This window comes from Desulfosarcina ovata subsp. ovata (assembly GCF_009689005.1).
Classification (GTDB): domain Bacteria; phylum Desulfobacterota; class Desulfobacteria; order Desulfobacterales; family Desulfosarcinaceae; genus Desulfosarcina; species Desulfosarcina ovata.
Genome location: NZ_AP021879.1, coordinates 3,006,724 through 3,020,277, shown reverse-complemented (window position 1 = coordinate 3,020,277; position 13,554 = coordinate 3,006,724). Strand labels below are relative to the sequence as shown.

At 57.4% G+C, this 13,554-nt stretch carries 9 protein-coding genes and 1 pseudogene; 4 read left to right on the top strand and 6 right to left on the bottom strand.

Annotated elements, in window-relative coordinates; translation table 11 throughout:
* Positions 1–135 precede the first annotated feature (135 nt).
* From GN112_RS13380 to GN112_RS35255, 3 genes are all read right to left on the bottom strand, one after another.
* Positions 136–4,575: an efflux RND transporter permease subunit gene (locus tag GN112_RS13380; protein ID WP_155310685.1), complete on the bottom strand. Its 4,440-nt coding sequence runs from the start codon at positions 4,573–4,575 to the stop codon at positions 136–138.
* 56 nt (positions 4,576–4,631) lie between these two features.
* Positions 4,632–5,741 (bottom strand): efflux RND transporter periplasmic adaptor subunit, encoded by a 1,110-nt coding sequence (locus tag GN112_RS13375; RefSeq protein ID WP_162458916.1) that lies wholly within the window; start codon positions 5,739–5,741, stop codon positions 4,632–4,634.
* A 245-nt stretch (positions 5,742–5,986) separates the two neighbouring features.
* Entirely contained in the window at positions 5,987–6,220 is a 234-nt protein-coding gene (locus GN112_RS35255; protein WP_155310683.1) for a TetR/AcrR family transcriptional regulator, read from the bottom strand.
* Positions 6,221–6,575: 355 nt separating this feature from the next.
* Between GN112_RS35255 and yedE the strand changes: the two genes are divergently transcribed.
* The 4 genes from yedE to GN112_RS13350 all read left to right on the top strand — a co-directional run bounded on the left by yedE (position 6,576) and on the right by GN112_RS13350 (position 9,469).
* A complete protein-coding gene (gene yedE / locus GN112_RS13365; protein WP_155310682.1) occupies positions 6,576–7,661 on the top strand; it encodes a YedE family putative selenium transporter in 1,086 nt (361 codons plus the stop codon).
* A 175-nt stretch (positions 7,662–7,836) separates the two neighbouring features.
* Positions 7,837–8,055, top strand: a complete 219-nt coding sequence (locus GN112_RS13360; protein ID WP_155310681.1) for a sulfurtransferase TusA family protein — start codon at positions 7,837–7,839, stop codon at positions 8,053–8,055.
* A 2-nt stretch (positions 8,056–8,057) separates the two neighbouring features.
* Complete coding sequence (locus GN112_RS13355; protein WP_155310680.1) at positions 8,058–8,615, top strand: putative Se/S carrier protein; 558 nt, start codon at positions 8,058–8,060, stop codon at positions 8,613–8,615.
* Entirely contained in the window at positions 8,603–9,469 is an 867-nt protein-coding gene (locus tag GN112_RS13350; RefSeq protein WP_155310679.1) for an NAD(P)H-hydrate dehydratase, read from the top strand. Before GN112_RS13355 ends, GN112_RS13350 begins: the two co-directional genes overlap by 13 nt.
* A 140-nt stretch (positions 9,470–9,609) precedes the next feature.
* On the opposite strand, the pseudogene GN112_RS35550 reads toward GN112_RS13350, so the two are convergent.
* The 3 genes and pseudogenes from GN112_RS35550 to GN112_RS13335 form a co-directional block, all read right to left on the bottom strand.
* A pseudogene (locus GN112_RS35550) lies at positions 9,610–9,768 on the bottom strand (transposase); the annotation flags it as partial.
* 279 nt (positions 9,769–10,047) lie between these two features.
* The gene (locus tag GN112_RS13340; protein WP_155310678.1) at positions 10,048–10,401 is read right to left on the bottom strand and encodes a radical SAM protein; all 354 of its coding nucleotides are present in this window, start codon (positions 10,399–10,401) and stop codon (positions 10,048–10,050) included.
* 189 nt (positions 10,402–10,590) lie between these two features.
* Positions 10,591–12,894 carry a vWA domain-containing protein gene (locus GN112_RS13335; RefSeq protein WP_155310677.1) on the bottom strand — a complete coding sequence of 768 codons (2,304 nt, stop codon included), beginning with the start codon at positions 12,892–12,894 and terminating at the stop codon, positions 10,591–10,593.
* Between the last annotated feature and the right edge of the window lie 660 nt (positions 12,895–13,554).

Genomic DNA, 13,554 nt, shown 5'->3' with positions numbered 1-13,554 from the left:
CATTCAAGATAATGTTTTTGGGCTGCGTTATCGGTCGTCGTAGTATACCAATACGACTTCCTCCCTCTGGCCTTGCCAAAAACATTATCTTAAATACTATAGAATAAGTTCCAAGTGCGGTTCGCCTGGGCATTCTCATGGGGTGGCGGTTTCCGCGTCCGCGTGAGCATCCGGAACGCCGATCCCCGCCACCCGTTCCAGTTCGGCCATGGCCAGTTGGCAGGCAACAGCAGCCTGGAGAACATTGAATTCGGCTTCTTTCTGGGACACGACCAACGCGTCGCGGACCGATGCGGTAATCAAACGGGCCTCCAGCTGGTCGCTGCCGATGCGCAGGCGTTCGTTTTGCAGCGCCAGCGCCTCCCTGGCCACATCCATCATCATTTTTGATTGCGCCAGTTTCCGGTAGGCCTTTCCCACTGCCACGTCCACCTGCTGTCGGACTCGTTTGAGATTTTCCTCGGCCTGGGCCAGCTGCATCTTGCGCTGCCCCAGCACGGCACGTTTCTTCCCCCCGTCGAAGATCTCCCAATCCATCTTCAGGCCGACAACGCCGATGTCCTCCCTGACAAAGGAGACCCCGTCCTGATGGATGTAGCTGCCGAAAACACCGATGTCAGGGATATAATCGTGCCAGGCCGCATCCACGCCATTTGCCGCCTTGCCGACCGTTGCCCGGGCGGCCCGGATGTCCGGGTTTCCGGTCATGGCCGTGTCAAGATACCATTGCCGGGGCAAGGGATCGGCCGCATCGAAACCCGGATCGCTCAACGCGTAAGTCGTATCCAGCGGCAGGCCGGTCAGGTCGCTGAGTTCGGCACTTCGATCAGCCATCTGGATGTCCGCGGCCAGCAGGGACTGCCGCGCCTGGAGCAGCTTCACCCGTGAACCGGTAACGGCCACCGGGAGCACGGTTTCGGATGTCTCGGCATCCCTGCTTTCACGGAGTTTCTCCTCTGCTGCGGCAATCGCCGCTCGCGCGGTCGCCTTCCGCTTTTCTGCCAGAAGCAGTCCGAAATAACATTGCTTGACAAAAAAGATAACATCCACCTCGGCTTTATATCGCTGTGCTTCCGAAACCCCCTGCTCGGCGGCGGCAACACGTTCCGCATCCCGCACCTTGAGAAGTTGCGTCAACGGCTGCTTGAGGGTCAACGTATTGAGAAGTGTGGCGCTCGATCCCTGTGAGATGTCGACATCCGACAGCGGAAACGCACCCAGGCCGGGAACGGTGCCCAGTGCGCCCGCCGGAATGGTGATAATCTGGTTGTCCGAAAGCACCGAATAGGCGGCACTGTCCGAAAGGTTCGGGAAGTAATCCGAACGGGCGGCCGCCTTCTTCCGGGCGCTTTCAAGCACCTTGGCGGTGGCGATCTTAAGGGCCGAATTCCGGGCACGGGCCAGTTGCACCGCCTCGGTCAGCGTGAGCGGCCGGGTATCGGCGGCGGCCCTGGCAGGACCGGCCAGCCCGATCAGGACGACCAGCAGAACGGCCGCCACCGGCACGGTATGTTTTTTCAGGTGGGAGCAGATCAGTACATACAGCACCGGCACCACCAACAGGGTGAAAAACATGGAAACAATCAGACCGACGGCGATCACGCTGGCCAGCGGGCTCCACAGGCTTGACCGGGATAGGATCATGGGCGCCACCCCCACGGCGGTCGACATGGTGGTCAGGAAAATGGGTCTCAGGCGCCGCTGCCCCGCTTCGGTGGCGGCTCGCACCAGGGTGTGCCCCTCGCCGATCTTCTCATTGATGTAATCGACGAGGATGATGGCGTTGCGCACCACGATACCGGTCAGGCTGATCAGGCCGACGAAGGCGGTGAATCCGAAAGAGTTGCCGGTGATCAGCAGGCCGAAAACCGCACCCGGCAGCATGAGCGGAATGGAGCACATGATGACCAGCGGCTCGAGAACATTACGGAACTGCAGCAACAGCACCAGGAAAATCGCCAACAGGCTGATGCAAAGCGCCGTCACCATCCTGGGAAATGTCTCGTCCTGGTTGAATTTTTCTCCACCGTAGGAAATCGCGTACCCGTCGGGAAGCGCGAGGGCCTCGATCTTGGGCCGGATGGTCTTGAGCAGCTCCGAGGCGTAATGCCCCCGGGTGACGAAACTTTGCACCGTAATGGTCCGCACCCCGTTTCGTCGCACGATGCGACCGGTCTCCCACGATGGCGTCAGGGTGGCCACCGAACGCAGCGGCACGCTGGCCCGGGTAAGGGAAGAGGTGACGTAGGCATTGTCCACATCCTCAAAGGTGGCCCGCTGATCGTCCTCGAGCCGCAAAACAATGGTCACGGGCCGGTCGCCCTCCCAGAAAATGCTCACCGGTAGGCCGTCGAAGGCCCCGGACAGGGTCCGGGCCACCATGGCGTTGGTGAGCCCCAGCCGGTTGGCCAGCTCGGTGTCGATGTTGACAGCGGCCATAAACGCGTCGTTGAAATAATCCCGGTGAACATATCGGGAGAACGGCACGTCCCGGAGAATTTCTTCGACGGAGGCGGCGATCGTTTTCAACGCGGCGATTTTTTCGCCGGAGATGCGGACCTCCACGGGCGCCTCGATGATATTTCCCTGCTGCAGCTCCTTGACCACCACCATGGCCTCGGGCACCCTTTCGGCCAGTTCGCGGCCGAGCGCCTCCACGATGGCCGGGGTCGCTTTCTCCGAGCGGGTCCGGACGATGAGTTGGCCGTAGGCGGCATCCGGCTGCTGGGGATTGACGTTGTAATAGAATCGGGGGGCGCTCTGACCGATGAAGCTCGCATACTGGTTGATGTCGTCACGACCGCCAAGATAGGCTTCGATCCGCCGCATCGCCGCGTCGGTGGCCTCGATACGGGTCCCCTGGCGCATCCACACATCGATGACAAACTGGTTCCGTTCAGCCGAAGGGAAAAACTGCTGCGGAACCGTTTTGAAAAAGAACATGCCCAGAGCAACGGTAACCACGCCCAATGCCACGGCGACGGTCCAGTGACGCATGAGAAACTCGATCGCCGTTGCGTACACGCCCTGGAGCCGGTCAAACAGCGAGGTGTGGGTCCTGTTTTTCTCACCGGAGGGGGCGCTGTCGTGGAGGCCCTGGCGCACAAAGAACCGGCACAGGATCGGTGTCAGCATGACGGCCACGGCAAAGGAGACGCCAAGGGCGATGGCGACGGTAAGGGGCAGCGCCCGGATAAACTCGCCCACGGAGCCGGTGAGGATCAGAAGCGGCAGGAAGGAGCAACTGATGGTTACCGTAGCCGTGAAAACCGGCACGACCACCTCCGTTGCCGATCGCCATGCCGCCTGTGCCCACGGCACCTGATGGTCGAGCAGCTCCACGTAATTGTCGGCAATTACAATGGCGTCATCGACGATGATGCCGAGCACCACGATCAGGGCGGCGATGGAAACCTGGTGAAGCTGGATGCCGAAGGTGTTCATGATCCCGAGGGTCGCGGTCAGGGTAACGGGGATGGCCACGGCCGACACCACCGCCACCCGGATCGGCAGAAGCAGGATGGTGACCAGGATCACAGAACCGATGGCCAGCAGGAACTCATGGCTCAGGGTGGTGATGCGGTTTTTGACCACTGCGGGCTGGTCGGCAATGATGTCGAGCGCCAGATCAGGCGGCAGCATCGCTTCGAGCCGGCCGAGAACCGCCGAGATGCGTTCGCCGAGATGCACGATGTTGTGCCCTTTTTGCATTTCGATGGACAGCAGCACACTCGGCTCGCCATTGCAGCGCACGAGAAAGGTCGGGTCCGCATAACGGCGGGTGACATCGGCAATGTCACGGATGTAAACCGGCTGGCCATCCCTGGATACGTTCACCATCACATTGCGGATATCCGCCTCGCTGCCGAACACCCCGGTGGTTCTCAACGGGGCGTCCACCGGTCCTGAATCCAGGCTGCCCGACTCGCTGATCACATTGCGCTGCTGCAACGCCCGGAGCACCTGGACGGGATCGGCCAGGTGCTGGGAAATGCGCGCCATGCTGCTGGTGACCTGGATCTGTTCGGTCTGCCCACCGTAACGGGCCATTTTGCCGATCTGCCGGACCTTGCGGAGCTCGTCTTGAATCCGGTCCACAAAATCCTGAAGTTCCCGGTAACCGTACCGTTTCCCGTGCACGGCGATGAGCATGGCCACCGTATCGCCGAAATCGGAGTTGACGATCGGCCCCCGGACGCCGGCAGGCAGTTCGGTGGCCGCGGCTTCGTTCATTTCATGGCGCAGTTTGGCCCAGAAGAGATCGGTGTCCTTTACATTGTCTTCCAGTTCCACGTTGATCACCACCAGGCCGTGGCGGCTTGTTGAAAAGGTCCTGTCCCGGCGCACCTCGGGAAACTTGAAAATATGCCGTTCCAGGGTTTTGGTGACCTGCTTTTCGACCTGCCGGGCAGTGGCACCGGGATACTGGGCCAGGATCAGCCCGGTGCGGATGGTGATGGACGGGTCCTCGGTTCGCGGCATGTTGAAAAACGCATAAATACCGATGGTGAAAATCAGGGTCGCGAAAACCAGGGTCACGGCCGGAAATCTCAAGGAGCTTTTAATCGGGTTCATCAAGTGGGTTTCCTCACTCGGCACTCGGAAAAAATAAATTAAACAATCCGAGCGTCTTAGTTCACCGTTCCGGCACCCGTCACGACAGACACCGGGACACCGTCCCGCAACCGGTCCTGTCCGGCAACGACAATTGCCTCATCGCCGGACAATCCGTCCATGATCTCCACACCGTCCCCGATCAAGGCGCCGACGGCCACCCGTTTGGCATAGACCCGCTTCTGGTCAGGATAATAGACAAATACCTGGGTGGCCCCCTGGGGGTCCCGGACGATGGCATCGACGGGCAGGGTCATGGCGTCCCGCTGCCCGCCTCCGATAATTTCGGCCTCCGCCACCATGCCAAGCCGCATGAGGTGCTGGGGATTGGGGACTGAAATGCGGGTCATGTAGGTTCGGGTACCCGCATCGGCGCTGATGTTGATAATGCGAACCGTCCCCTCGAAGGTCGTCTCAGGCATCGCCGGCAGGGTGACGACCGTCTTCTGTCCCACGGCCACCCGGTGAATGTCCGTTTCCGGCACGCCCACCAGGATTTCCACGGGGTCGAGACGGACGATCTCGAAGACGGGCATACCCGCCGCCACACTCTGTCCCGGTTCGACGAGGCGTCTTGAAACATAGCCGCCCACCGGGGCATCCAGCCGGGCATCCGCAAGCCGCTTTTTCTCAACCCTTGCGGCGGCGACGGCCTGGTCCAGCTGCAAAACGGCGGCGTCACGGGCCGCTTTGAACTTCTCGAAATCATTGCGGGCAAGACTCTTGCGCTCGAAAAGAAAGGCCATGCGTTCGTATTCGTTCCCGGCGCGGTCGGCGGCGACCCGGGCCTGCCGCACGGCTGCCGTGGCAGCATCCACGGCAAAGCGGTAAGCCGATGGATCCAGGGTGGCCATCAGGGCCCCCTTGCGGACAAACTCTCCTTCCCGGAAAAACGATTCCTGCACCTTCCCGGCTACGAGGAAAGCGACGCGTGTCGGCTCGTATGGGGAGACCACGGTGCCGCTGACCGGAACGATACGGAGGGTTTTGACATGGCCGACATCGCCAATGGCAATCGGCACGGAAGCGACGTTTGGGTTGGCCGGCGCGTCACCGGAACAGCCCGCGGCAATCAGCCCCACAAACAAGCAAAAAAGAAAGCCCCCCACGGGCCGGGCGAACCTCATTCTCGCCGGGCATGATTTGCGGCCTGTATTCATACCAGAAGGTAGCATCCTAACGTTCTCCCATCTGCACCCGGGGAAAGCCTTGCAAAGCTCTTTCCCCCATGCCATTTGGAATGCGATGGCCATCTTGTTCGCACAGCCACCACGTTGTCTCTATGGCAGGGCACGCCCGCCGTTCTTCCTGAGCCCGCCGAGGATAAAAGCGGTCATCTGGCGGATCAATGTCCCGACATCAATGCTGTTGTTCAATTCGATGAAGTAGAACAGGCTGTTGTGAAATGGAATTTGAATTCAGTGCAGATATTCAGGAAAATATCATCTTTGGATTTAAAGTAAAGATAGAAGGTGCCTTGGGCCACATTCGCCGCGGTCACGATGTCCGACACGCGGGTTTTCTGAAATCCCTTTGCGTGGGAAATATCGATGGCAACATTGATCAGGTCGGTTTTCGTGTCTCTCTGCCGAGGTTTGGTTGACATGCATGGTCCTCGCAACGGATTGATATGACTAACGCGTCAGTCATACTAGTGGGGGTGGATGCTCCTGTCAAGAAAATAGAGGGATTCTATAGCATTCAAGATAATGTTTTTGGGCTGCGTTATCGGTCGTCGCAGTATTATAATACAACTTCCTCCCTCTGGCCTTACCAAAAACATTATCTTAAACACTGATATCCACGCGAGACAATGATATTGAATGTTCGAATACCACCCTGCCGGTGTATTCAAATTATAAATTGGACTTCGCCTGCATTCCATGCGACGTGGGCTTTTACTCATAATAAAAGCCAACAATACAAAAGCCTGCAATCGGTGGAAGGAGGAAATTGCTGCGATGAAAAACTTTTTTGCCAGCCGTTGGGGAATCATCAGCGTGGGCGGCATTATCGGCATTCTGGCCGCACTGCTTCAGAAACTGGGCAACCCAGGAAACATGGGGATCTGCGTGGCCTGCTTCGAGCGGGACATTGCCGGCGCCCTAGGGCTGCACCGCGCCGGAGTGGTGCAATACATCCGCCCGGAAATCATCGGCTTTGTCATCGGAGCGATGATCGCCGCCTACCTTTTTAAAGAGTACCGGCCCCGCGTGGGCTCGGCGCCCATCGTGCGCTTCGTCCTCGGCGTCTTTGCCATGATCGGCGCCCTGGTCTTCCTGGGATGCCCGTGGCGGGCCGTCCTGAGGCTGGCCGGTGGTGACGGCAACGCCATTTTCGGTCTGCTTGGCCTGACCGCCGGGATCTGGATCGGCACACTTTTCCTGAAAAACGGGTACAATCTTGGCCGAACCCAGACCACCCACGCCGCCGTCGGATGGATGCTGCCGCTGATCATGCTCGGGTTCCTGATTCTCATGCTGGTTTTCCCACAAGTCGAGGGACAGGGGAAAAACGATATCCTTTTTTACAGCCTAAAAGGGCCCGGCGCCATGCATGCCCCACTCTTTCTGGCCCTGATCGTCGGTTTAGGGATTGGATTTATCGCTCAGCGCAGCCGATTCTGCACCATGGGGGCCATCCGCGACCTGGTGCTGTTCGGTCAGATTCACCTTCTTACCGGATTCATCAGCCTGGTGGTTTTTGCCTTCCTGACCAACCTGGCGCTGAAACAGTTCCATCCGGGCTTTGCCGGACAACCGGTGGCGCATACCATGCAACTCTGGAATTTCGGAGGGATGATGCTTGCCGGGCTGGCCTTCGCCCTTGCCGGCGGTTGCCCGGGCCGCCAGTTGTTCCTGTCCGGTGAAGGGGACGGAGATGCCGCCGTTTTCGTGATGGGCATGATCGTCGGCGCGGGGTTCGCCCACAATTTCGGCCTGGCCAGTTCGCCCAAGGGGGTCGGCCCCCACGGTATCGCCGCGGTGATCATCGGTCTTGCCGTCTGCCTGTTCATCGGCTTCAGCATGCGTAAAAAAACGACCTAAGGCTGGCGGAAAGAAATAATTTCGCCAGATCGCGCCGGATTTGGGGTCGTCTACAAGGCGCCGCCACCGGTGCATATCGGGAATATGTGCCTGTGGCGGCAACGCGGTAGACGGGCACAAAGACAAGCAGGATGGTGGAATTATTTCTTTCCGCCAGCCTAAGAGGAGGCTACCCATGAGTACGACCATTGATGCCCGCGGCCTGTCCTGTCCGCAGCCGGTACTGATGACCCTTGACGAAATCAAAAAAGGCAGCGATACAGAAATCGTTGTTTTGGTGGACACGGACACATCCAAGGAGAACGTCGCCCGCGCCGCCCAGAGCCAGGGGTGCACGGTCACCCGTATCGATCCGGACGGCGACGGCTATCAACTTTTCATTAACAGGGCCTGAGTGTGGCATTTTTCAATTTTTTCAAACGCTCGGCACCGGGCCAGCGGCCGGTGGAAGTGCGCCATGAGGATCGCGGGTTTTTGGTGTTCGAAAACACCAGCGAGGTGATTCAGGCGGAAAATCGGCTGAAGAAGGAAGGCTGGCACGTCCAGGTCATGGGTCCACCTCCGGAAATCCACTCCGGCTGCGACCTGGTGATCACCTTCCCCCTGATCGAGGAGTTGAATATTCTGCGGCTGCTCGAACAGGCCGATCTCACCCCCTTGTCGGTGGTTCCGGTCACCGGACCGCTGCTGGAACCGGTGGGCCTTTTCCAGGTGAAAGACTTTGGGGAACATCTGATGGTGCGCGCGGCCAACATGAAACTGGTGGTCGAAAAGAAAAGCCGCCGGATCGTCAACATCTCCGGCGGCGGTTGCCCGGATGTTCCTTACCTGGCCCAGGAAATGGTGGGCAGAACCCTTGACGATGCGCCCCGGCCAAGGGCTATCGGACACACCCTGTGCGGCTATGCCCTGGAGTTGGCTTTTGCGGAGACCCTGAACCAATGCGCGCCGTAGTCGGCACCGTGCCATCCGCCGATTTTCCCCTGACCGTGGGTGAGGTTTCTCTATCCGGGGATGCGGTGCACATTGAGGGGCAACGGGTGTCCGTTAACCGCGGGACACCAGCGCTGCTGGCGGCGGCGGTCGAAGCAATGGCGATCACCGGCCAAGGGCCGTTGATCGGTTTTCTGGTCGGGGATATCGGCCTGGGAGACGGCAGCCGCCGCCTGTATGAATTCCTGTCGCACCATCTGGATCGCTATGATCTGGAAAGCATCACCTTCCACTACCTGCAACCGGATGTGGACTGGCATAACCGGGTCCTGTTTGCCGTCGAACGGATGTCCCGCCCGCCCCTGCTCATCGCCGACGCCGGCTTCATGTATGCCGCCAAAATGAGCGGCAGTGCACCGGCCTATGACCTGTTCACCCCGGATGTGGGCGAGCTTGCCTTTCTGGCCGATGAAGCCGCACCGCATCCGTTTTATACCCGGGGGTTCATTCTCCACGACGAAAACCAGGTGCCCGATCTGATCCAGCGGGCCTATGCCCACGATAACGCGGCCCGGAACCTGCTGGTCAAGGGGAGTATCGACCGTCTGGCAGATCGTTCAGGCGTGCTTCATGCCGTTGACCGGCCGTCCGTCGACGCCATGGAGGCCATGGGCGGCACCGGTGATACCTTAACCGGCCTGGTAACGGCCCTGATCGGTGTCCATGACCTGTCCATCCCCCAAGCGGCCATGGCGGCGGCCCGGATCAACCGGGAAGCGGGGTTGCTGGCCAACCTCTCTCCAGCCAGCCAGGTGTTGGAACTGATCCGGCAACTTCCCCGGGCCATGGGAAGTGTTCTGGAAAATATTGTGTGATGGCAGAGAGACAAAGTGGTCAAAAAGGCTCGATTAAGGCGTATGTTTTTCAGCCCTTTCAATCAAGCACCGATCTTTTCAATCCATTTACAAAAAACGGGGTCATAAATCCGGTACTCTCCGTTTTTGCTGACCAATTCCCTTTTCTCGAGCACTTTGATTGCGGCGGTCGCCAGCATGCAAAAGTGCAGATGGTTGCTGACGGCCTGCGGATGACGGGTTTGCGTGTCAGCGCTGCCGATGTCGTTTTTCAATTCCTTGAACAAGGCTTCGATCTTCCAGCGGGCCCCATAGTATTCGCCAATCGCCTTAGTCCTCACATGCGGTAATCAGCAATTCGCCTAGTAAATCAATGTATGTCGCATTCTTGCCATCAAGTCGATCAAGAGTAGTGCGAAGCAGGGTTCTAATGGATGGCATCGCCGTTTTTCGCCAGTTGCAGGCCCTTTCGGCGAATCCCTGCTCATAGATCGTTCCAATCGACCAACAGTGGGGAAAACCGTAGATAAAGGGAACGATAAGACCGTCGGCTTCCACGACCAAAGAAGGAACCAGATCGACGAACGGCACTGTCTCGCTTAAATTTTGATCGCATGCTGTTCAGGTGGCCCGTCAACACTGACGGAAACGAGTCCTACGTGGTCACGCAGCTGTTTGACAGACGATTCATCTATCAGGGTCCCATTGGTCGTAATCGCCGTCGAGAACCCCAATTCACGGACATCATGCAAAAACGCATAGAGTCCGTCCCAGAGGAGGGGCTCCCCTCCGGAAACGCCGACAAAGTTGTAACCCAATTCGGCAGCTTCCCGAAAGAAGCCCTCAATATCCTCGGGGATAAGATCTTCAGCGCTGTTTGAATGACCCGCGGAATAACAGTGCAAACATTTCAGGTTGCAACGATGGGTTGGGTGAATCTCAATTACCCGCATACCATCCGGCGATAATAGAAATGGCGTCGTTAGCGTGTTTTCACCTTTACTTCTACCCCTCCATTCATTTTGCTACCATATGTTCATTCGGATTCGCCTTTTTCGTGCCTCTTGACACCGGGAATAGCGCCTGCGGTAGACTGCCCACATGAGAGATGTCTGTCCTTAACGCAGGTCTGTATAGGCAGTTTAGCCGGATGACTCTTCCGACGGCCGAAGCTCCAAGCCGATGTCGACATGAAAACCACCCGAGCCGACACTCGCCTTGGAAATCTGCGACGTTTTCAAGATTGTGCCCTGCTTGGTGATGCTACTGGAACCGCTGCCGGATGGGGACTGATCACCGGACTCCACATCTTTGCCTTCAGGCAACGGTCCGACATGTATCTGGAACCTTTTCGTACGGATGAACATGGGTGCCGGTTCACGGGCCGGCTCGCTTTCCCCGTCCCGCTTGCGTTCGGCCTCTGCTTCGGCTTCCGTTGCTTTACCCTGGTTCACCATTTTGAGGGTCACCGAGTAGGAACCTGGCTCATCAAATTGCAGGACATTTTCATAGACGCCGTTGGCCACACGGGCAAGGGACCTGGAGGCGTTTCCGGATACCGGGGTTTTCACCGTTCGCTCTTTCAGTACAACCGTCTGCGCGCCCTTCAGGAGACCCAGTCGCCCCACCGTAAGCGTTTTGGTTCCGGGGGGCTTGAGATCAATGCTGGCGATGGGGCTGCGTAGCGCAGTCAATGGGGTTTTGAAGACAACTTGGCTTTGCAGCTTTATCGTATCCATAACCCTATAGGCGCGATTGATACCATTGATGCCAAAGGCGATATCCCGATTCTCACTGAATGCGAAGATTTTAAAAGGAATCGCACCGGTAGCCTGACCGCGGGTTACGCGCATCGTCCAGAATCCGGAGGCGGGTTTGCGTACCACATAGAACGCGTAGGGAGCGTAAGTTGGATTCACTAGGGTGACGTCCGTATCCGTTTGCGGGTTGACCAGGGTGCCGTCTGGAGCGGTGAGGAAAAAATTCACAGCGGTTCCTTCCTTGTGGCTTACGACAAAGGTAGCCCGATCGGATCCCGATTCGATGTATGCTCTGTGATCGAAGCCCGTCGAGCGCACCCGAAAAGCCAGGGGGATCTTGCCGACAGCGGCCAGGGTCGTCTTGGAGCTTCCCTTCAGGCGAACCACATCTTTAACCGCTGCAAATTCCGACGCTGCCGGTTCGGGCAGCAAGCCCGGCATCATGGTTACAATTCCACTTCCGTCCCTTACTTCTCCAGAAATTTCGATCAGGTAATTTTGAATTTCGAGCTGCCCCGCATCGCTATCCGGATCGGCATCGATGAACTCAAATCGTCCTCCCGTATCATCGGCGATCTGTTCCAGTCGGGCCTGATCAGCGTATGGTCCGAACCCGATCGTGTAAACCCGCACCCCGTTTTCGACCAAATCGTCAACCACACTCTCCGGCGGCGTTCCCGTATTGTGCAATCCGTCCGAGAAAAGGATGGCGACTTGCGTGGCCGCCCGGTCCCCCGGACTCAAAATTTGCATCAGCCCGCTGTCGAGGGCACCTCCCACATTGGTAGTTCCACCCGGTGTGATACTCCCAATGGCCGTGAGCGTAGATCCCAGATCGGTGGTTGCATCCAGGCTGGTCAAGGGTAGGATGACATCCTGACCGTGGTTGTAGGCGATAATGGAGAGACTGTCACCGGAAGTAGCGAGGTATTGGGTCCAGTAATCGGCACCGAATCGAACGCCACTGATGCCGTTGCCGGCCGACATGCTCCCCGACTTGTCCAGTAGCAGGACGAAGCGCGGGTCTTCCGCCAGCAGAATCCAATCGACGTCTTCATGACCGCCGGGAACCGGTCCGCCGGGCAATCCGTCCGGGATCGCAACATCTGGGAAATTGGTGTGAATGGTGTTCCAGCATGGCTCCCCATGAATACTCTCTTGGTCCGTATCGCTGTCCGGATCGTGGTTGTCTTCGACACAAAACTCATTCACCGGGCCCGGGGTGAGCGTACCGTCGTCGGCGATCTGATCGCCATTCCAGTAACCGTGCTCCATGATGCAGGCACCACCGCTTGTCGTCCCTGTACACTCGGCTGAACCAGACGGACCGATATATTCGTCGTACAGCCCGAATCCGTAGTGACCGAATTCATGAATCACGACAAAGGGTTTGTTTTTTTCGTCCGACTTGAGATTCATGTGCAGCCCAGGTATCCCCAGGGCGTTAACAAAAGACGACGATGTACCTTCATCGGGCAGAAGCCAGGCATCAGCCTCCGTCCCTCCGATACTGTTGTTTGCCACATAAAGCTTTCCGAACTGCATCTGTCCGTCGGTTGCATCGAAAAGAATTTCCGACGCGCGACGGAAGGAACGCTCCCATTGTCCGATCCGTGTGGCATCGGCATTGTGGCGTAACGAAAGGATAAGATCGAATTTTCCGTTTTTGTAGCGTCCTAAACCCATGGCGTCCTCCTTCTGTCTATGGTTGCCTGTTCGTGTCCCCGACCATCTGTCCGGTTCGACTGTCGATAACGGATTCAAGGAATGGGGAGATCTTCCTCAAGACCGTTTTCGTGTGACCAACTTTAGCGAAATTCTTCTTTCTATCATGCCATCTCTGTTTCGCTGTAGGAGATCGAAATTGAATTGCTCTTCTCGTTTGGCATTAGGCCTGGTATGGCCAATTATCACCATGAAAGACAAACTGAGTCTAGGCCCATGCTTGTATGCGGTAGTCGACAAAAAAACACGGATAATACCAACACCACGCAGACTGATCAGAGTTTTATTGCTTCAGTTGGGAAGTTTTTGTATGTTACTGATAGTAACGCTCATCATGGCCCAAGGATATGACGATACTCACACCAATGGTGTGATTACACTCACAATTCAACTCAACAAAATGGAGACAGTAAGAATCCCGTTAAAGAGGATTAACGAGTTGTATAGTATTCAAGATAATGTTTTTGGGCTGCGTTATCGGTCGTCGCGGTAATCATTATACAGCTTCCTCCCTTAAGGCCTTGCCAAAAACATTATCTTGAATGCTATAGTTGATCATTGCAGGCTGTGAAAGACACCTTGTTTCGGTTACTGCTTTGGGATCGACATCATGTTGCCCTT

Excerpts from the sequence above, each read along its gene's own strand:
- GN112_RS13350 (WP_155310679.1), top strand. The coding sequence starts at position 8,603 with ATGCGCGCCGTAGTCGGCACCGTGCCATCCGCCGATTTTCCCCTGACC.
- yedE (WP_155310682.1), top strand. The coding sequence starts at position 6,576 with ATGAAAAACTTTTTTGCCAGCCGTTGGGGAATCATCAGCGTGGGCGGC.
- GN112_RS13360 (WP_155310681.1), top strand. The coding sequence starts at position 7,837 with ATGAGTACGACCATTGATGCCCGCGGCCTGTCCTGTCCGCAGCCGGTA.
- GN112_RS13375 (WP_162458916.1), bottom strand. The coding sequence starts at position 5,741 with ATGAGGTTCGCCCGGCCCGTGGGGGGCTTTCTTTTTTGCTTGTTTGTG.
- GN112_RS35255 (WP_155310683.1), bottom strand. The coding sequence starts at position 6,220 with ATGTCAACCAAACCTCGGCAGAGAGACACGAAAACCGACCTGATCAAT.
- GN112_RS13335 (WP_155310677.1), bottom strand. The coding sequence starts at position 12,894 with ATGGGTTTAGGACGCTACAAAAACGGAAAATTCGATCTTATCCTTTCG.
- GN112_RS13380 (WP_155310685.1), bottom strand. The coding sequence starts at position 4,575 with ATGAACCCGATTAAAAGCTCCTTGAGATTTCCGGCCGTGACCCTGGTT.
- GN112_RS13340 (WP_155310678.1), bottom strand. The coding sequence starts at position 10,401 with ATGCGGGTAATTGAGATTCACCCAACCCATCGTTGCAACCTGAAATGT.